Annotated in this window: 13 protein-coding genes; 1 reads left to right on the forward strand and 12 read right to left on the reverse strand. The window is 70.5% G+C overall.

Annotation, left to right across the window (positions count from 1 at the left end; translation table 11 throughout):
* Positions 1-4: 4 nt before the first annotated feature.
* The 5 genes from H180DRAFT_RS14080 to H180DRAFT_RS14100 all read right to left on the reverse strand — a co-directional run bounded on the left by H180DRAFT_RS14080 (position 5) and on the right by H180DRAFT_RS14100 (position 8,725).
* Complete coding sequence (locus H180DRAFT_RS14080; RefSeq protein ID WP_055486390.1) at positions 5-3,172, reverse strand: sensor histidine kinase; 3,168 nt, start codon at positions 3,170-3,172, stop codon at positions 5-7.
* 373 nt (positions 3,173-3,545) lie between these two features.
* Entirely contained in the window at positions 3,546-4,130 is a 585-nt protein-coding gene (locus H180DRAFT_RS14085) for a GTP-binding protein (RefSeq protein ID WP_051344894.1), read from the reverse strand.
* A 16-nt stretch (positions 4,131-4,146) separates the two neighbouring features.
* A complete protein-coding gene (locus tag H180DRAFT_RS14090; RefSeq protein WP_028435355.1) occupies positions 4,147-4,557 on the reverse strand; it encodes a DUF742 domain-containing protein in 411 nt (136 codons plus the stop codon).
* Between the two features lie 73 nt (positions 4,558-4,630).
* Complete coding sequence (locus H180DRAFT_RS14095) at positions 4,631-5,044, reverse strand: roadblock/LC7 domain-containing protein (RefSeq protein ID WP_028435354.1); 414 nt, start codon at positions 5,042-5,044, stop codon at positions 4,631-4,633.
* A gap of 9 nt (positions 5,045-5,053) precedes the next feature.
* Positions 5,054-8,725 (reverse strand): sensor histidine kinase, encoded by a 3,672-nt coding sequence (locus tag H180DRAFT_RS14100; protein WP_055486391.1) that lies wholly within the window; start codon positions 8,723-8,725, stop codon positions 5,054-5,056.
* A gap of 548 nt (positions 8,726-9,273) precedes the next feature.
* Here H180DRAFT_RS14100 and H180DRAFT_RS14105 point away from each other — a divergent pair.
* Positions 9,274-9,456 carry a hypothetical protein gene (locus H180DRAFT_RS14105; protein WP_055486392.1) on the forward strand — a complete coding sequence of 61 codons (183 nt, stop codon included), beginning with the start codon at positions 9,274-9,276 and terminating at the stop codon, positions 9,454-9,456.
* A gap of 210 nt (positions 9,457-9,666) precedes the next feature.
* Here the strand turns inward: H180DRAFT_RS14105 and H180DRAFT_RS14110 are convergent, their stop codons facing one another.
* The 7 genes from H180DRAFT_RS14110 to H180DRAFT_RS30795 all read right to left on the reverse strand — a co-directional run bounded on the left by H180DRAFT_RS14110 (position 9,667) and on the right by H180DRAFT_RS30795 (position 19,194).
* Positions 9,667-9,894, reverse strand: coding sequence for an acyl-CoA carboxylase epsilon subunit (locus H180DRAFT_RS14110; RefSeq protein WP_055486393.1), 228 nt, complete (start codon positions 9,892-9,894; stop codon positions 9,667-9,669).
* Between the two features lie 26 nt (positions 9,895-9,920).
* Entirely contained in the window at positions 9,921-11,555 is a 1,635-nt protein-coding gene (locus H180DRAFT_RS14115; RefSeq protein WP_079100099.1) for an acyl-CoA carboxylase subunit beta, read from the reverse strand.
* A gap of 220 nt (positions 11,556-11,775) precedes the next feature.
* Positions 11,776-14,229: a polysaccharide lyase 8 family protein gene (locus H180DRAFT_RS14120; RefSeq protein WP_055486394.1), complete on the reverse strand. Its 2,454-nt coding sequence runs from the start codon at positions 14,227-14,229 to the stop codon at positions 11,776-11,778.
* Between the two features lie 169 nt (positions 14,230-14,398).
* Positions 14,399-16,000: a citramalate synthase gene (gene cimA / locus H180DRAFT_RS14125; protein WP_055486395.1), complete on the reverse strand. Its 1,602-nt coding sequence runs from the start codon at positions 15,998-16,000 to the stop codon at positions 14,399-14,401.
* A 589-nt stretch (positions 16,001-16,589) separates the two neighbouring features.
* Positions 16,590-17,693, reverse strand: coding sequence for a branched-chain amino acid aminotransferase (locus H180DRAFT_RS14135; protein ID WP_055486396.1), 1,104 nt, complete (start codon positions 17,691-17,693; stop codon positions 16,590-16,592).
* A gap of 229 nt (positions 17,694-17,922) precedes the next feature.
* The gene (locus H180DRAFT_RS14140) at positions 17,923-18,960 is read right to left on the reverse strand and encodes a 3-isopropylmalate dehydrogenase (protein ID WP_055486397.1); all 1,038 of its coding nucleotides are present in this window, start codon (positions 18,958-18,960) and stop codon (positions 17,923-17,925) included.
* Between the two features lie 102 nt (positions 18,961-19,062).
* Complete coding sequence (locus tag H180DRAFT_RS30795) at positions 19,063-19,194, reverse strand: hypothetical protein (RefSeq protein ID WP_302622444.1); 132 nt, start codon at positions 19,192-19,194, stop codon at positions 19,063-19,065.
* Positions 19,195-19,320: the final 126 nt, after the last annotated feature.

Consider the following 19,320-nt stretch of genomic DNA (forward strand, 5'->3'; position numbering starts at 1 on the left):
CACACTAACGCTCCTGATCGTAGGTGCTGCCGGGGCCGAAGCCCTGTTGGTCATTCCGGGAGGCATCACCCGCACCGCGCCCTCGGCGTACGCCGCGGTGGAGGTTGCTCAGCCTGCCGCGGACGTCCTCGGGTGCGCGGGAGACCATGGGGCCTCCCTGCGGGTTCGCATCGGCGGTGCCCGCGACCAGGTTGGCCCTGGGCACCCGCCGGGGAAGGCCGGATGCAGTGAGACCACTGGACTGCGGGTCCCGCAGCCGGCCTGCCCGGCTCCAGCGCTCGTCGTTGGCGTTGCGCCAATCCTCGGAAGGTTCCGGTTGAGGCTGGTGCTGCTGGTGTTGCTCTTCCGGTCCCGCCTCTTGCCGAGATCGCCCCGCCTCCCGGCGCGGCAAGCCTGCGCCGGTTGTGGTGCGATAACTGCTCGGGGCAGGGCCCGGACGGTCGAAGCCTACGCGGTCCCGGCCATTCTCGTGAACGCCCGAACGTGATTCCGCTTCCGCTCCCTGGGAAGGGTAGGCCGTGCCGCGCGACGGCAATTGCTCGGGTCCGCCCGTCAGTTGGGGCCCGTCCGTCGGCCGTGACCCGTCGAACGGCGACGGCGACGGCGACGGCGACGGCGACGGCGACTGTGAGAAGAACCCCGAGCCGCCTCCGCGCTGCTCCCACTCACGAGGCTGCTCCAGGGGCTCCTGAGGGGCCTGCCACTGCTCCCCCGCCTCCTGGCGGCGCTGACGCGGCTCCTGCCACTGCTGGGACGCCGGCCCCTGCGGCGGCTGCTCCTGCTGCTCCCGGAAGCTCTGCGGCTGCGGCGTCTCCTCCCGCGGACTCTCCCACTCCGGCTCGCCCCGGCGGTTCTCCAGCGCCTTTCGGCGCCCGTCCCGCAGCGGCGCGTCCCGGTCCAGGGGACCGAGCGAGGAGAGGTCGTCGGGCACCTGGTAGCGGCCGTCGTCGAAGCCGAGTTCACCTGCGGTGCGGGAGGAGGGCAGACCGCGCCCGTCCGGGCCGGCACCGGGCGGCGAGGGCTGTTCCGGCATGATCCGCGAGACCGTGAAGTCCTCGTAGCCCTCTTCCTCGCCGCCGCCTCCGCGCGTGATGGCTTCGGGCAGCATCACCAGGCACGTCGTCCCCAGCTGCTCACCCGAGGGGCGCAACTGGACGCGGATGCCGTGCCGGTCGGCGAGACGGCCGACCACGAACAGGCCCATGCGGCGGGCGAGGCTGGCGTCCACGGTGGGCGGATTGGCCAGCTTGTGGTTGATCTCCGCGAAGTCCTCCCCGGTCAGGCCCACTCCCTTGTCGTGGATCTCGACCACGACGCGGTCGTCGGGAAGCCGCGTCGCGTTGACGTCGACCCTCGTCTGCGGCGAGGAGAACGACGTGGCGTTCTCCAGCAGCTCGGCGAGAAGGTGCACGAGGTCGTTCACGACCTGGCCGTGTATCTCGATCTCGGGGATGCCGGAGAGCTGGATGCGCTCGTAGTGCTCCACCTCGGACGAGGCGGCGCGCAGGATGTCCACGAGCGGCACCGGCTCGTTCCAGCTGCGCCCGGGCTCCTCGCCGGCGAGGACGAGGAGGTTCTCACCGTTGCGCCGCATGCGGGTCGCGAGGTGGTCCAGCCGGAAGAGGTTCTCCAGCTGGTCCGGGTCGGCCTCGTTGTTCTCCAGGTCGGAGATCAGGCCGAGTTGGCGTTCGATGAGGCCCTGGTTGCGGCTGGAGAGGTTGGTGAAGATCGCATTGACGTTCCCGCGCAGCAGTGCCTGTTCGGCGGCGAGACGCACCGCCTCGCGGTGCACCTGGTCGAAGGCGCGGGCCACTTCGCCGATCTCGTCGGTGCTGTCGATCGGGATCGGCTCGACGCGGGTGTCCACGCGGCCGGGGTCCGTCCGCGAGAGCTGGTCGACGAGCATCGGCAGCCGCTCCTGGGCGACGCCGAAGGCGGCGTTGCGAAGATTGCCCATGCTGCGGCTCATCGAGCGGGCCATCATGCCGGCCAGGAAGAACGCGACCAGCAGCGCGACCAGCACGATCGCCGCGTTGACCAGGGCGTCGCGAGCGGCGTCGTCGGAGATCTGCCGGGTCTCGCCCACGGCGCGCTCCGTCAGCTCCTTCTCCACGGCGCGGTAGGCGTCGAACTTGCCGGTGGTCGTCGCGAACCAGCTCTCCGGGGTGACGCCCTTGGACGCCAGCGCCCGCTTGCCGGCGCCCGAGACGATCATCGGGATCGCCTTCTGCGTCGACGGCGGCGGCACGAAGTCCCTGCCGGCGGCGGTCGCCTCGGCCCGGGCCTCGGCCACGCGCTCCTTGCCCTTCGCGGAGGCCTTCGCGAGCTCCTGCTTCAGGAGTTTCACGTCCTCGGGACGGCCCCCGCCGACGTACTCCTCCATGGCGATGCGCTCCAGGTAGGCGTACGACGTCAGGCCCGTGTGCTGCCGCTTCACGTCCGCCTTGCCCGGACCGGGCCGCACCAGCAGGTGCATGCCTATGGAGCGCTCCAGGGACTGGGCGGCCTTGCCCAGCGAGACGGAGTAGACGGTGCGGCCGTAGGAGGTGATGTTGCCGGTGCCGAAGCCGAGTTCGTTGGCGAACTCCATCAGCGGGTGCTGGACGGCGACGTAGCCCTCCTCGGTCTCCACACCGCCCAGCCGCTCGCTGTAGGCGGCGGTACGCAGCGGGCCCAGCTTGGGCTCCACCTTGCGGAAGACGGCGAGACGGCGCTCGAGGCCGGGCTTGTCGGGCATCCGGGACGCGGCCCGGTCGAAGTCCTTCTTGGCACGGTCGGTGACCGCGCGGGCCCGCTCCACTGCCGGATCGTTACGCCGCCCCGCGAGCAGGGGTTCGGCGGTGCGGTCGCGCTCGTCGATGAGGGCGTTGCCGTACGTGGCGGCGGCTCGCACGAGTTCGGCCGTGCGCTCGGCGTCCCTCGCCTCGTTCCAGGTGTCCACGGAGTCGCTCACGCGGAAGCCGCCGAAGACGAGGCCGACGAGTACGGGGATCAGGAGGATGGCGTACAGCCTCGTCCTCACGCGCCAGTTGCGCACGGCCAGGCGGCTGCCCCCCGAACGGCCCGTACCGTCGGGAAGGCCGGATGTCACCGAACTCCGCGACGGCGGGGTGAAGTTACCCCTGGACCCCTCCCGGGTTCCGGCCGCAGCGCCCGTCTTGCTTCGCCTCACGCGACTCCTCACCTCTTGACCCTCGGTGTCCGTGTCCGACGTCCATGGGTCGGCGACGTGCCAACTCGTTACTGCTGAGTTCAGCGCATTTCAGCACGTCAGGGCCGAGTCCACCAAACACCTGCGCGGAGGCCCCGGCGGGAGTCAACAGGCCCCGGAAACCGGGCACATGCGGGCAAGGAGGGCAAATGGACCGGATTTTGTGAGCAGAGTGAAGCCTTGCGCTCGCCAGCCGTGTTCACGGCGGCGTAATTCACTGTCGAAACGTTATGAACATGAAGGAGTTCAGGACGAACAACACAGCCGGGCGGAGGAGCTCCTGCCCGGCTGTGTGATCAACTCGCCGAACGGCGCGTCGAGTTGGCTGCGCCTCTCACTTGAGCCGGGCGAGCAGGGCGTGCTCGACCAGCGTGATCAGGGCACTCTTCGCCTCGGCGCGGTGCCTGGCGTCGGTGACGATGATGGGAGCGTCCGGGCCGATCTGCAGGGCCTCGCGGACCTCTTCGGGCGTGTAGGGCTGATGCCCGTCGAAACCGTTCAGCGCGATGATGAACGGCAGGCCCGAGTTCTCGAAGTAGTCCACAGCCGGGAAGCAGTCCGCCAGACGGCGGGTGTCCACCAGGACGACCGCGCCGATCGCGCCGCGGACCAAGTCGTCCCACATGAACCAGAAACGATCCTGTCCGGGCGTGCCGAAGAGGTACAGGATCAGGTCGTCGTCGAGCGTGATGCGGCCGAAGTCCATGGCCACCGTCGTGGTGGTCTTGCCTCCGGTGTGGGTCAGATCGTCGATCCCGGCGGACGCCGACGTCATGACCGCTTCGGTACGGAGGGGATTGATCTCGGAGACCGCACCCACGAAGGTCGTCTTGCCCACACCGAAGCCGCCGGCCACCACGATCTTCGCGGAGGTCGTCGAACGGCCGGGCGTCGGGGCTCCGGCTCCGTAACCCACCATCTGGCCCGTCTGCGGGCTAGAGCTTGCGAAGTCCACTGAGCACCCTTTCGAGCAACGTCACATCTGGCGCGCCGCCGGGCTCGGAGCCACCGCCGGGCTGGTGGATGGCCACCATTCCGGCCTCGGCGAGATCGGCGACCAGGATCCGGGCCACACCCAGCGGTATCGCCAACAGGGCCGATACCTCCGCGACCGACTTGACCTCCCGGCACAGATGACAGATGCGCTGGTGTTCCGGGAGAAGACCCTGGAGCTGAACCGGGTCGGCGCTCGTGCTCACCAGCGCTTCGATGGCGAGCTGATAGCGCGGCCGGGTTCGGCCGCCCGTCATCGCATAAGGGCGCACCAGCGGCTGGTCGCCCTCACCTCCGTACGGTGCGTGCTGGTATGGGGCACCGTACGGGCCGGGCGAGGCTGGCGGGGTCATGGCTCCTCCGGGGAAGGCATGAGGTCGGGGTCGGCTAACGGTCTGAGGTGGCTCATGTCGGGAGGCTTTCGGATCAGTTGAGGATGCTCCCCTGCAGTTCTGCGCGCACGTCAGGGGTGAGGACGGTTCCTGCGCGGTCCACGAGCAGTGCCATCTCGTATCCGATGAGACCGATGTCAGCCTCAGGATGGGCGAGGACGGCCAGGGACGAGCCGTCGGAGATGGACATGATGAAGAGGAAGCCTCGCTCCATCTCCACCACGGTCTGGTTGACGGGGCCTCCCTCGAAGATGCGGGAGGCACCCGCGGTGAGTGAGGTCAGCCCGGACGCGACCGCCGCCAACTGATCGGCGCGGTCGCGCGGGAATCCCTCGGACATGGCCAGAAGGAGGCCGTCCGCGGAGACCACCACCGTGTGCGACACACCTGGGGTGTTGTCCACGAAGTTGGTGATCAACCAGTTCAGATTCTGCGCCGCCTGGCTCATCGGACTCAACTAACGCTCCTGCTGGTAATGGGGGCCTGTGCCGCGGCCGTTCGTTGTACCGGCTTGTCGGCCCTGCTGGATGCCGCGACGGAGGTTCGTCAGCCTGCCGCGGACGTCATCGGGTGCACGCGAGACCTGCGGTCCTGCTTGTGCGGAGGACTGCTGCTGTGCGGTACCCGCGACCAGGTTGGCGCGGGGCACGCGACGCGGCAGACCGGAAGTGGTCACTCCGCCCGCTGCGGGCTGGCGCACCTGCTCCGCGCGGCGCCAGCGTTCGTCGTTGGGCGAAGCGCCCCAGTGCGCACCGGAGTCGGCCCCGTGGTGGACGCCGGCGGAGTGCGACGAGTTCGCCGCCGCTCCCTCGGAGCCACGGGCCGCGTGCCGCTGCGGCATCGGTGGCACGGCCGAGGCCGGCTGTCCTGGCCGCGGAGCGGGTGCGTGCTGGGACGAGGACCGCTCTGGCTGCGCCGGGGGCTCGGAGGGCTCCCGCTGCGGCGGAGGCGCCGAGGACGCGGCACGGAACCAGTTGGACTCGATCGACTCGAAGATCGGCGTCGGGGCGTCGGCCGCCGCCGGCGGCACCGAAGGAATGCCGAAGTCCGGGTCGTACGAGGGCTCCTGGTCGCCCTGCGGCTGCTCGCGTCCGGGAGCGGCACCCTGGCCGCCGCTGGAGGCGTTGGTGTAGCCGGGGCGGGCGAACTCGCCGGTCTCGCTGGACTCGGACTCGTCGTGACCGCGGGGGCCGTCCTCGGCGGGGCCGGAGGCCGTCGCCCAGCTCGGACGCTGCTGGCTCCAGTCGTCCGGGCGCATGAACTGTGAGGTGTCGCTCGGACCGCCGGGCTGCGGACGCTCGAACTCACCGGTGTCGGACGGGGACTGCGGGCGCTTGAACTCACCCGTGCCGGAGCCCGGACGGGGACGCTCGAACTCACCGGTGTCGGACGGCGACTGCGGGCGCTTGAACTCACCCGTGCCGGAGCCCGGACGGGGACGCTCGAACTCACCCGTGTCCGCCGGGGACTGCGGGCGCTGGAACTCACCCGTGTCCGAGGGGGACTGCGGCATCGCGTACTCGCCGCTGGGCTGGTTCTCACGCTCCCAGGGGCCGCCCCAGCCGTCGCGGGGCCGCTCGAACTCGGCGGGCTCCGGGCCTCCCTGGCCGCTGTCGCCGCCTCCCGGCAGCGCTCCGGCCGGGCCGGGCCGCTGCGGAAGCGGGGGCACCTGGCGGTTCGGCGGGCCCTGGGCGTCCTGGCCCCTGCCGGGGCCTCCGGGGCCGCCGGGACCGCTGCTGCCGAAGAGGTTGGTCGTCGGAGGACCGCCGTCGCCCTGACCGCTGCCGGCACCCACCGGAACGTCAGAACCGGGCAGTGCGGGACGGGACTCGCCGCCGCCCACCTGCCGCGTAGGCGGACCGCCGAGCTTGGCCGGGCCGGTGCCGCCGGGGCCGGCGCCCGGCCCGCGCTGCAGCGCCGCGGCAAGCCCCGAGCCCTTGGGCACGCTCGGGCCGTTGCCGCCGGGACCGCCGGCGCTTCCGGGCTTGCCCTTCTGCGGGCCCTGGGCGCCGCCCTGGGCCACGTCGACGGGAAGCATGACGAGGGCGGTCGTACCGCCGGAGTCGGAGGGGCGCAGCTGGATGCGTATGCCGTGCCGCAGGGAGAGGCGGCCGACCACGAAGAGACCCATGCGGCGCGAGACCGAGACGTCGACGGTCGGCGGGCTGGCCAGCCGCTCGTTGATCGCCGAGAGGTCCTCCGGGGAGAGGCCGATTCCGGTGTCGTGTATCTCCACCAGCACACGCCCGTCGGGCAGTGCGTGACCGGTGACCTTGACCTTCGTCTGCGGTGAGGAGAACGACGTGGCGTTCTCCAGCAGCTCGGCGAGGAGGTGCACGAGGTCGTTGACGACCCGGCCCGCAACCTCGGTGGCCGGAACGGAGTTCAGCTCGATCCGCTCGTACTGCTCCACCTCGGAGGCCGCTGCGCGCAGCACGTCGACGAGCGGGACGGGCCTGGTCCAGCGGCGGCCCGGCTCCTCGCCCGCGAGGACGAGGAGGTTCTCACCGTTGCGCCGCATGCGGGTCGCGAGGTGGTCCAGCTTGAAGAGCGAGGAGAGCTGGTCCGGGTCGGCCTCACGGGACTCCAGCTCGGATATGAGCGAGAGCTGACGCTGGATGAGGCCCTGGCTGCGGCGGGAGAGGTTGGTGAACATCGCGTTGACGTTGCCCCGCAGCAGGGCCTGCTCGCCGGCGAGCCGGACGGCCTCCCGGTGGACGTCGTCGAACGCGGAGGCCACCTTGCCGATCTCGTCCCGGCTGTGGACACCGACCGACTCGACGGAGGTGTCCACATCCTGCGGCTCGGACTCGGACATCTGGCGCACCAGCTCCGGCAGCCGCTTGCGGGCGACGTCCTGGGCCGTGTCCTGGAGGCGGCGCAGCGAGCGCACCATGGAGCGGGCGACGACGAACGCTCCGACGAGGGAGATGCCGAGGACCAGAAGGATCACGGCACCGTTGAGGAACGCCTCGCGCTGGGCGGAGGCACGCAGCTCACGGGCCTGCTGCTCCATCTGGGAGAGCAGCGTCGACTCGATCTTCCCCATCTCGTCGATCTTCGAGCGGTCCTGGTCGTACCAGTCGGGGTACGAGCGGTTCTCGCTCTTGATGCCGTCGGGGTTGTTCAGCACGCGGTCGCGGTACTTGTCCGCCAGCGTGATGTTGACGACGCCGCCGTCGAGCGGCTTGGTCAGCGCGGAGGCGCGCTCCTCGCCGTAGATCTGGTTGAAGCTGCCGAGCGAGGCGCTCTCGCTCTCGGCGGCCGTCTTCGCGTAGAGCCGGTCGCTCTCGGAGAGTTCGGGGCCGCCCTTGCGGGCGAGGCCGGCGGAGATGATCGCCCGCTGGATGGAGGCGTACTCCTTGGCGGTGGAGAACGACGAGAGAGCACGCGTGCTCTGGATCATCTCGGAGTTGTTCGTCGCCTGCGCCATGTCCTGCGACAGGGCCAGCAGCGAGTCGATGAGCTGGTTGTAGCTGTTGACCGTCTGCGAGACCGACGCCGGGTTGTCGTACGCGCGCTCGCGGATGTTCTTGATCGCCGTCAGCTGCCTGGTGATGTCCAGAACGGTGGACTGGACGCCCGCCATCACTCTGTCGCTGCCGTCGATGTCGGCGGTGGCTTCCTTGAACGCCTGGAAGGACTGGTCCGTCTTCTCCCGGGGGCCGACAACGGTGTCGTCCTTGGAGTCCCCGGTGGCGATCAGCGGGCCGGCAGAGCGGTCGCGCTCCTCCTGGAGGGCCGAGGCGAGCTCCGTCGCCTGCTCGGTCATCTCCGTGAGCAGCTTCATGTTGTCGAGCTGGTCGACGTTCCCGAGGGAATCCTGAATCCGCAGGGCACCCAGGGTCGTTGCAGCGACCACGGGCAGTGCGAGGAGCGACACCAGACGCGTACTGATCCGCCAGTTGCGCAGGGCGGCTCGCGAGCCCGGCCCGGGAGGCGTCCTCAGCCGCTGCTCGTCGCTCTTGTCGCCTTTGACGGCCGGGCGGTTGGCCGCCCCGCCGTCCTCGTCGTGCACCGCGGCCGTCGGACCGCTCTGCTGGGCGCGCTGGGGTGAGGATCCGTCCGTCATTCCGCGCGGCTCCGGATCCCCCGCAGCGCTGCCATCCCTCTTGAAACGTCCCTGCACTAGCGTCGCAACCTCTGGACCAGGCGCCCCTCCGCTTGGGACGGCGGGACGGTATCGAGTCGTGGGGGTCCCAAGGCCCCCCTGGCGGTCGTGATTTGACCGGCGCGCGTCCCCTGACCGCCGCGCGGCGCTGCTCTGCGCCCCTGCGCGCCGGTTGTTTCCCGCAGCGGTCCGTGGAATTCCAGCACAGTGCCGGATCTCCAACAAGGGCTGTGGAAAACCCGCCGGGCGCGGTGACGCTCCGCCAATATTCCGTCACTTCCTGTGCGACACACTTTCCGCGATTCCGGACTTTTCAGTGCCGGATTGCGGACCCCTCCCGCCCCAGCAGTATCAGACCCGGAGCCGGAACCTCACGTCTGGCCCCGATGTCCGGTTCGGCACTCACGACACCTCATCACGTAAGTCCCTTTTGCTCACGCTCCGGTGAGCAAACTCACACGCTCCGCGTCGCCCGCATCACGTAACGAAATGAAAATGGGTCCTAGCCTGTTTACAGAACACGGCGGAACGACAAGTCAATTGGAAAGTGCGAGGTACGGTCGAGCGTGAAGACCACCCTTATCATGCGCAGCACAGCCAACCCGCGCCGCACCACCCTGGCCCACCTCCAGGACGCGGACGAGTTGACCACGAGGGCCGTCGCCGAAGAGGCCGGGGACCTCGACAACCTGGAGCCGCAGACCGCGAATCCGGCGCGCACCGTGCTCGAGGACGCACCCGCAGGCTGAACGACGGCCCCGTGGCACACGTGGCACACAAGGACGGCCTCCCGTGAACTCACCGGGAGGCCGTCCTTCGTTGTTCGGGTCTCGCTGCTCTGGTCCCGCTGTTCGCAGGTTCGCCCGGCCGGCGGCCGCCGGAGCCCGGCCGTGGCGGCCGAACTCCGCTCGCGCCTGGGCGAGTTGCGCTCGGCAGGTTGCGCCTCGGCCGGTTGCGCCTCAGCCCTGCCAGCTGTGGGGGGCGCGGAAGCCGCGTGCGCGCTCCAGGCGCCTCCAGCCGGCCTTGCCGCTGCCCGCGGTGCGCGAGCCCGGGATCTGGGCGTGCCGGGCGGAGGCAGCGGCGCGGGCGAGCAGCAGCGCCGTGACGGCGGCCAGTTCCTCCTCGTTGGCCTCGCCCTTCTCCACGCGGACGAGACGGCTGCTGACGGCTGTGTCGGTCGGGTTCATCGAAGTATTCATCCCTTGCTTCGGGGTCACTGTGGGGGGTTTCCGTGCTTGCGTGAGGGCAGATCGGCGTGCTTGGTGCGCAGCATCTGCAGGGAGCGGACGAGGACTTCGCGGGTCTCGGCCGGATCGATGACGTCGTCGACGAGGCCGCGTTCGGCCGCGTAGTACGGGTGCATCAGCTCGGCCTTGTACTCCTTGACCATCCGCGCCCGCATCGCCTCGGGGTCGTCCGCGCCGTTGATCTCCCGGCGGAAGATCACGTTGGCCGCGCCCTCGGCGCCCATGACCGCGATCTCGTTCGTCGGCCAGGCGAAGGTCAGGTCGGCGCCGATGGACTGGGAGTCCATGACGATGTACGCGCCGCCGTACGCCTTGCGCAGCACCACGGAGATCCGTGGCACCGTCGCGTTGCAGTACGCGTACAGCAGCTTCGCGCCGTGGCGGATGATTCCGCCGTGCTCCTGGTCGACGCCGGGCAGGAAGCCCGGCACGTCCAGCAGCGTGACGATGGGAATGTTGAACGCGTCGCACATCTGCACGAAGCGGGCGCCCTTCTCCGACGCCTCGATGTCCAGCACCCCCGCCAGCGACTGCGGCTGGTTGGCGATGATGCCCACCACCTGGCCGTCCATCCGGGCCAGGCACACGATCAGGTTCGTCGCCCACCGCTCGTGGATCTCCAGCAGGTCCCCGTCGTCGACGAGTTCCTCGATCACCTTGCGCATGTCGTACGGGCGGTTGCCGTCCGCCGGCACCAGATCGAGCAGCACCTCGCCACGGCGGTCCACCGGGTCGGTGCTCTCCTCGGCGGGAGGATTCTCGCGGTTGTTGCTCGGCAGCATCGACAGCAGGTACCGCACCTCTTCCAGGCACGTGGCCTCGTCGTCGTAGGCGAAGTGCGCGACGCCCGAGGTCGCGGCGTGCACGTCCGCGCCGCCCAGTCCGTTCTGCGAGACGTTCGCGCCGGTCACCGCCTGCACGACGTCCGGGCCGGTGATGAACATCTGCGAGGTGTCGCGGACCATGAAGACGAAGTCCGTCAGCGCCGGCGAGTAGGCCGCGCCGCCCGCACACGGGCCGAGCATCACCGAGATCTGCGGAATCACGCCCGACGCGCGGGTGTTGCGCTGGAAGATCCCGCCGTATCCGGCGAGCGCCGAGACGCCCTCCTGGATACGCGCGCCCGCACCGTCGTTGAGGGAGATCAGCGGCGCACCAGCCGAGATCGCCATATCCATGATCTTGTGGATCTTCGTGGCGTGCGCCTCACCAAGCGCACCGCCGAAGATGCGGAAGTCGTGCGCGTAGACGAACACCGTCCGCCCGTGCACCAGCCCCCACCCGGTGACGACACCGTCGGTGTAGGGCTTCTTCTCCTCCAGCCCGAAACCCGTGGCACGGTGCCGCCGCAGCGGCTCCACCTCACGGAACGTCCCCTCGTCCAGCAGCAGTTCGATCCGCTCCCGGACGGTCAGCTTCCCCTTCGTGTGCTGAGCCTGCGTCGCCCGCTCACTGGGCCCCTGCAGCGCGCGCTCCCGCAGAGCACGCAGCTCCGCCACACGTCCGCGCGCGTCCGGTGCCCCGGTGGCTGCGGCTTCGGACGCGGCTGCGGTCTCCGCGGCCTGCGGCGTCTGCTGCGACGACTGGGTCTGATCGGTCATGTATAGACCCTACGAAACGGCAGGGTCGTTCATCCTCGTCAGATTCAGACAGTGTCCGAGGGTGATTCATGGTCGCGCTGGACAGAACGGCGCCCGAGCGTGCCTTCAGGGCAGGGATGTCTCTCACGCGGCCCGCCCCGGGCTGTGGGATTCCCACAGCCCGGTGACGGTGCCCTGTCAAGTTGCCGCGGGCCGTCCGGTCCAGCCGCACAACCGCAGCTCAAGGCACCCGTACCGCACAGCTCACGCTCGTACCAGCCGTCCCCGGTGTCACGCGCAGCCGCAGCGAGCGCCCCGTGCCGAGCACCTCGACGCCGTCGGACGCCGACAGCACCTCGCCCACAGGACGGTGCCACGTCACCTCGAACGGCCCGCCGGTCCTTGGAGGTTCTGCCACGTGGACGGTGGCGGTGCGCCGTCCGCCGCCGCGGGCAGCGCGCACCAGGACGCTGGACGGTGCGCCCGAGGTGAGCCGGCCCGCCGACCCCGCGGTCCAGAAGTTCGCGGCGCTCAGCCCCAGGTGCCGGACGCTGACGGCCTGCACGGCCGCGGTGTTGGCGTCGACGACGACCCGCCGCCGGTCCGCCGCGCGCGCGGCGACACGCTCCGCCCCGGCGCCGGGCATCAGCACGTAGGCGTAGCCGGCGTCGTGGGGATCGCTGCCGTGGCTGGTCCACAACGTCACATAGCGACGCGTGACGGGATCGGCGACGCTTCCCTCGTTGATGTCGGACCATGCGCCCGTGCGCGCCTCGCACAGCACACGCAGCCGTGTGCCGCCCGGCCAGATCCAGCCGCCGTGGCCCTCCAGATGAGCCCAGCCGGCGCGGGAGGCGGTCCGCGGCCGACCGGTGCCGCGCGTACCCGTGTCCCACGCCCGTCCGTCCACGGTGAGGGCAACGGCCCCGGCGGTCCTCGCGGGGGCTCCCAGGTTGCGGTTGTCGAAGACGGTCTCCACCTCCGTGCCGTCCTCGCATGTGATGCCTGCGCCGAGGCAGACGATCTCGTCGTCGAGGCAGAACCAGGACTTGCGAGCCGTGAGGGTGCTCTCCAGTCCCTTCACATGCTGGCCGACGGCGGCGAATTCGCCGTCGGTGACGCCGCCGGCCCACCGGGCGTCCGGCTTGGGCTCCCCCCACTCGCCTCCGGCGTTGTCGGGGAGTCGCTTGGTGGAGACGGTCGTGCCGGGAAGCCGGTACCAGTCGACGGTCGGCCAGAAGTCGTCGGCGTACTGGTCCAGCGTTCCGGACGGTCCCCACCAGGAGAGCATCCCCGCGCCGGTGTGCCAGCCGCGTGGATTCTCGCCGTTGCCCGCCTCGTAGTAGGCGATGCGGTCGGACGCCATGGCGACGTTCGCGCACCAGCCGGGACGGCGGTGCACCGCCCGGGCCATGGCCGGAAACAGCCGGTGCTCCACGGGTTCCGGCGCCGCCTGCCCGTCCTCGTCCACGACCGCGTGCAACCGCGCCAGGTCCGCCACGTCGAACTGCGGATCGGTGAGCACCGGCAGCGCGGTGTCCCGCTCGGTCCAGCCGCGCACCATGGCGTTCCAGCGCCTGCGCCGGGCCTCGTCCGCTCCCCCGCCCAGCAGGGCGACAGCGGCGATGAGTTGATGCCCGCGCGTGTGGTCGCTCTGCCGAATCCTCCTGGTGTCGTTCTTGAGGATGCCGCGCGATATGGCCCTGCCGCTGACGCTGTCCATCATGAGCCCGTCGTACAGCAGCGGCGCATAGGCGTTGTCCACGCTGTCCAGGATGATCCGGCGGGCCGGGTCGGTGACCTCCCAACTCGTGCCGTCCAGCAGGGTGAAGAGCCTGCCCAGGCCGTCGAGCAGCACGTAGCCGTACGTCCCGGAGTAGGCCACCCATGTGTGCTGGATGAAGGAGCCGTCCGCGTAGAGCCCGTCCCCCTCGGTGACGTACGGGAAGACGGGCGAGAGGGAGGCCGTCGCCAGAGCGATCTTGCCGGGGGCCTCGCCGAGGATGCCGCGCACCGCGTAGACGCGGCAGAAGTCGACGCGGTTGGCACCGGTGGAGCGTCCCGTGTACTCGTCGAACACGGACTCCGGGAGGAAGTGGTCGACGGCGGCGAGGAATTGGCCGCGCTGCTCGGCCCCGAGCTCGTCGTGGAGCATCGCGACGATGTCCAGCAGCAGGCGCGGGCTGCCGATCTGCCACTCCCACCAGTTGCCGTACGGCTCGGTGCCGGCGTGATAGACGCGCTCGTGCACATGGGCCAGCCCGGTCCGCACGGCGTCGAGCAGGCGGGGGTCGCCGGTGCGGCCCGTGCCGGGCTGGACGTAGCCCTCGGTCATCGTCGCGAGCCGCTGGTAGGACTGCGTGATCCCGGACGGCGGGTCGAAGGGGTACTCCGGGAAGAGGGAGTCGTCCGCCGGCCGCATCTGCTCCAGCAGCGCACCGGCCTGTTCACCGGTCTCCGCCAGCCTCGACGCGTACGGCTCGGCCCCGGGATCGAAGCCGTGGCCGAGCCGCAGCCGGAGCCAGCGCTCGCGCAGCGCGGCGAAGTCGTCGGCGGCCGGCTCCTGTTGGCGCCTCGCACGGCCGAGCGCGGCGGCCGGAGGCGCCGTCGGCGATGTCACTGTGAGAGCGGTTGCTGCTGTTGCGGCGGAGGCGGCCAGGAAGGTGCGTCTGGGCCAGATCGGAATGGACGGCACGGCTGTACCCCTCTCGAAGTGGCTTAGACCTCTCGGGTCCCCCGTCGGTTTAGCAGCCGCCGCACCAACGGACAATGGGGCAGGGGGTGTTCACGGAGCAAGCGCGTTCAGCAGGGCCCGGACCGGAAACGCATCGGTCGCCGCCGGGCGACTCCGGCCCGGACCTCGCTCACTCGTGCGGTTCGACGCCCGCCCGCAGCAGCCCGTACGTGTAGGCGTCGTCCAGGGCCTGCCACGACGCGGCGATGATGTTGTCCGCCACGCCCACAGTCGACCACTCCGCACCGCCGTCGCTCATGGAGACCAGCACTCGCGTCGTGGAGTCGGTACCGTGCCCGCCCTCGAGGATGCGGACCTTGTAGTCGACGAGGGAGAGCCGGGCAAGCTCCGGGTGCAGCCGCTCCAGCCCGCTGCGCAGCGCCCGGTCCAGGGCGTTGACCGGCCCGTTGCCCTCACCGGTGGCGACGATGCGCTCGCCCTTCGCCCACAGCTTGACCGTGGCCTCGTTGGCCTGGTCGCCGTCGGGACGCTGTTCGACGATGCTCCGCCAGGACTCCAGGCGGAAGAAGCGCCGGGGGCGGCCGTGCACCTCGTCCCGCAGCAGGAGCTCGAACGAGGCGTCCGCCGCCTCGTAGGTGAAGCCCTTCAGCTCCTGCTCCTTGACGCGCTCCACGATCCGGCCCACCAGGTCCCGGTCGCCCTCCAGGTCGTAGCCCAGCTCCCGGCCCTTCAGCTCGACCGAGGCGCGTCCGGCCATGTCGGAGACGAGCATCCGCATGGAGTTGCCGACGAGTTCCGGCTCGATGTGCTGGTACAGATCCGGATCGACCTTGATCGCGGAGGCGTGCAGTCCGGCCTTGTGCGCGAAGGCGGAGGTGCCGACGTACGGCTGATGCGTGGAGGGCGCGAGGTTGACGACCTCGGCGATGGCGTGCGAGATGCGCGTCATCTCCTGCAGCGCGCCCTCGGGCAGCACCTGCTTGCCGTACTTGATCTGGAGCGCCGCCGTGACGGGGAAGAGGTTGGCGTTGCCGACGCGCTCACCGTAGCCGTTGGCCGTGCACTGGACGTGGCTGGCGCCCGCGTCCACAGCCGCGAGGGTGTTGGCCACGGCGCAGCCGGTGTCGTCCTGCGCGTGGATGCCCAGGCGGGCGCCGGTGTCGGCGAGGACGGTGCGTACGACGGCATGGACCTGCGCGGGGAGCATCCCGCCGTTGGTGTCGCACAGCACGACCACGTCGGCGCCGGCCTCGTGCGCGGTGCGCACGACCTGCTTCGCGTAGCGGGCGTCGGCGAAATAGCCGTCGAAGAAGTGCTCGCAGTCCACGAAGACGCGGCGGCCCTGCTCCCGCAGGTACGCCACGGTGTCCCGGACCATCTCCAGGTTCTCCTCGAGGGAGGTGCGCAGCGCCAGCTCGACGTGCCGGTCGTGCGACTTCGCGACGAGCGTGACGACCGGGGCACCGGAGTCCACCAGCGCCTTGACCTGGGCGTCGTCGGCAGCCCGCACTCCCGCCTTGCGGGTGGCGCCGAAGGCCACGAGCTGCGCGTGCCTGAAGTCGATCTCCGCGCGGGCGCGGGCGAAGAACTCGGTGTCGCGCGGGTTGGCCCCCGGCCAGCCGCCCTCAATGAAGCCGACGCCGAACTCGTCGAGGTGACGGGCGATGGTCATCTTGTCGGCGACGGTCAGGTTGATGCCCTCGCGCTGGGCTCCGTCGCGGAGCGTGGTGTCGAAGATGTGGAAGTTGTCGTCCGGGGCGAGCATGCTCATGACGGCTGTGGCTCCTGTTGGATGCTGTGCTCCTGGGAGACGAGGGGGAGATCCGTGATTCCGGGCCCGCTTGTCCCTCGATTGTCCTGCTTCTGTCCTGCTTCCTCCTCGGGCCGCCGGTTCCGGATGCGGGTGGGCCGGAAACCAAAAAGACCCCTCGCGGGTGCGAGAGGTCTGGCGCGCGGGTCTGGGAGACGGTGACGGCTGCCGCACGGTTCTTCCTGCGGCAACCGGTCACTGCGGACCGGCGCGCCTGCTGCCGATAATCATGGCGAACGAGGACACGGAGGGAGTCTCGCACAGACCGGGCAGCGGCTCGCAAGGTGTCTCACGATGCGGAAACTGCGTGCGCACAGGCGCGCCCACGCCCCGCCAGGGGGCGAACCGCGGCCCGGGCGGGCCGGGCGGCAGACGGCCCGGGGGCCCGCAAACAGGCCCCGAGCCCGGCGCGCCCGTCCCCGGTGACCGGAGGCCGGACCGCCGCGGAGGCGACGGTCCGGGCGGGTGCGGAGGCTGGCCCGGCAGCCGTCCGCCCGCACGCCCGCGGCGGCGTGCGTCGCCACACCGCTTTCCGGCCCGCCGGCCGAGGTCAGGCCAGCGACCGCATCCAGCCGTGCCGGTCCTCGGCGTGCCCCGTCTGCACGGCGAGCAAGGCCTCGCGCAGCCGCATGGTGATCTCGCCGGGCTGCCCGTCGCCGACCTTCCATGCGCCGCTCGCGGACTTCGCCTCCCCGACAGGGGTGATCACGGCTGCCGTGCCGCAGGCGAAGACCTCCGTGATGGTGCCGCTCTCGTTGCCCTCACGCCAGTCGTCGACGGTCAGCCGGGCCTCCTCCGTCCGGTACCCGAGGTCGGCGGCGAGCGTGAGCAGCGAGTCACGGGTGATGCCGGGCAGGAGCGTCCCGGTGAGCGACGGCGTGACGATCCTGGCGTCTGCGCCGGAGCCGTGGACGAAGTACAGATTCATGCCGCCCATCTCCTCGATGAAGCGGCGCTCGATCGCGTCCAGCCACACGACTTGGTCGCAGCCCTGCTCGGCGGCCTCCGCCTGCGCGACCAGCGAAGCGGCGTAGTTGCCCGCGCACTTGGCCTCACCCGTGCCTCCGGGCGCCGCCCGCACGTACTCCTGGGAGAGCCAGACGGACACCGGCTGGACGCCGCCGGGGAAGTAGGAGCCGGCGGGCGAGGCGATCAGCATGAACAGGTACTCGTTGGCGGGCCGCACCCCGAGGCCCACCTCGGTGGCGATCATGAAGGGCCGCAGGTAGAGCGACTCCTCGCCGCTGCCCGGCACCCAGTCCTTGTCCTGCCGGACCAGCAGCTCGCACGCTTCGATGAACGTCTCCTCCGGCAGGACCGGCATGGCCAGGCGGCGGGCGCTGCGCTGGAAGCGGCGGGCGTTGGCGTCCGGGCGGAACGCGGAGACCGACCCGTCCGGCTGCCGGTACGCCTTCAGCCCTTCGAAGATCGACTGTGCGTAGTGCAGCGTCATGTTGGCGGGGTCGAGTTGCAGCGCGGCGTACGGCTGGAGCTGTGCGTCGTGCCAGCCACGGCCCTCGGTCCACTTGATCGTGACCATGTGGTCCGTGAAATGACGGCCGAAGCCCGGGTCGGCCAGCACAGCCTCGCGCTCCGCAGCAGGCAGCGGCTGCGAGGAGGGCTTGAGGTCGAAGTCGATTCGAGGCGTCGTCATGTGAGCGCGTCCTTCACTGTGTGTCGTGGCGGACCGCGCTCCCGTACGCCCTCCGTCGTGGTACTGGGACGTCCGAGCTTTCACTCATGCGTCAGCCCCGAGTCCGATTATCACCCGCGGAGGCTCGCAGAGGGAGTCCGGGTGGGCGGCCCCTGCATGGATGGTGGCACCCCGACCCCCCACTGGAACAGCGGCCGGGCACCGATGCCCGGCGAGAGCCTGCGCCGGGTCAGCCGGATACTCGCGTCGCCAGGGCGTCGCCGATCTCGTCCGTGGTCCGTGCCCCGGAGCGCTCGGCGAGGTCATTCGTGACGGCTTCCTCGACGCGGGCGGCCTCGGCCTCCAGGCCGACGTGCCGGAGCATCAGGGCGACGGAGAGGACGGTGGCCGTCGGGTCCGCCTTGCCCGTGCCGGCGATGTCGGGCGCGGAGCCGTGAACGGGCTCGAACATCGACGGGTATTCGCCGGTCGGGTTGATGTTGCCGGAGGCGGCGAGGCCGATACCGCCGCTCACGGCGGCGGCGAGGTCGGTGATGATGTCGCCGAAGAGGTTGTCGGTGACGATCACGTCGAAGCGCGCGGGGTCCTGGACGAGGAAGATCGTCGCTGCGTCGACGTGCAGATAGTCGGTGGCGACGTCCGGGTACTCCTCGCCGACCCTGTCGAAGGTGTTCTTCCACAGGTGGCCCGCATGCACGAGCACGTTGTTCTTGTGCACCAGGGTCAGCTTCCTGCGGGGACGGGCCTGCGCGCGCTCGTACGCGTCACGGACGACGCGCTCCACCCCGTAGGCGGTGTTCACGCTGACCTCGTTGGCGACCTCGGCGGGCGTGCCGGTGCGGATGCTGCCGCCGTTGCCGACGTACGGGCCCTCGGTGCCCTCGCGCACGACCACGAAGTCGATGTCGGGGCGCCCGGCCAGGGGCGTGTCCGTGTTCGGGAAGAGCTTCGACGGCCGGAGATTGACGAAGTGGTCGAACGCGAACCGCAGCTTGAGCAGCAGCCCGCGCTCCAGGACCCCGGAGGGCACGCTCGGGTCGCCGATGGCGCCGAGCAGGATCGCGTCGTGCTGCCGGAGCTGCTCCGTCTCCGCGTCCGTGAGGGTCTCGCCCGTGGCGTGCCAGCGCTTGGCACCCAGCTCGTAGTGCTTCGTCTCCAGTTTCACGTCCTGCGGGAGGACTGCGGTGAGGACCTTCAGGCCCTGGGCCACGACCTCCTGGCCGATTCCGTCACCGGGGATCACTGCGAGGCTGATGGTGCGAGACATGCGGCGACCTTACCTGCCGTCCCAGGAGCTGACACTTCGGTCCACATGCCGGACCAACGGACCAACGGACCGCCGGTCCGGCATGTGCGGGCTGAGCGGCCGTCAGTGGCCCGTGGCCCCGCCGTTGTCCCGGCGGTCGAGAGCGCGCTGGAGGGCGGCGGCGGCCTGCCTGCGCTCGGCGTCACGGCTCGTACGGGCGTTGTGACGAAGGCGGCGGCGTGCGGTCTCATCCATGATCAGCAACTCCTTCTGCACACAGGGGCTTCAAGAAAGACTTCAAGAAGGGAAGGCGGGGCTGGTGCTGCCGGAAGGGGCGGGGGCGGAACGGTGCGTCAGGGATCACCTGCGCCGGTGCACCGG

The sequence above is a fragment of the Streptomyces sp. WMMB 322 genome, assembly GCF_900090145.1.
Taxonomy (GTDB): Bacteria; Actinomycetota; Actinomycetes; order Streptomycetales; family Streptomycetaceae; genus Streptomyces.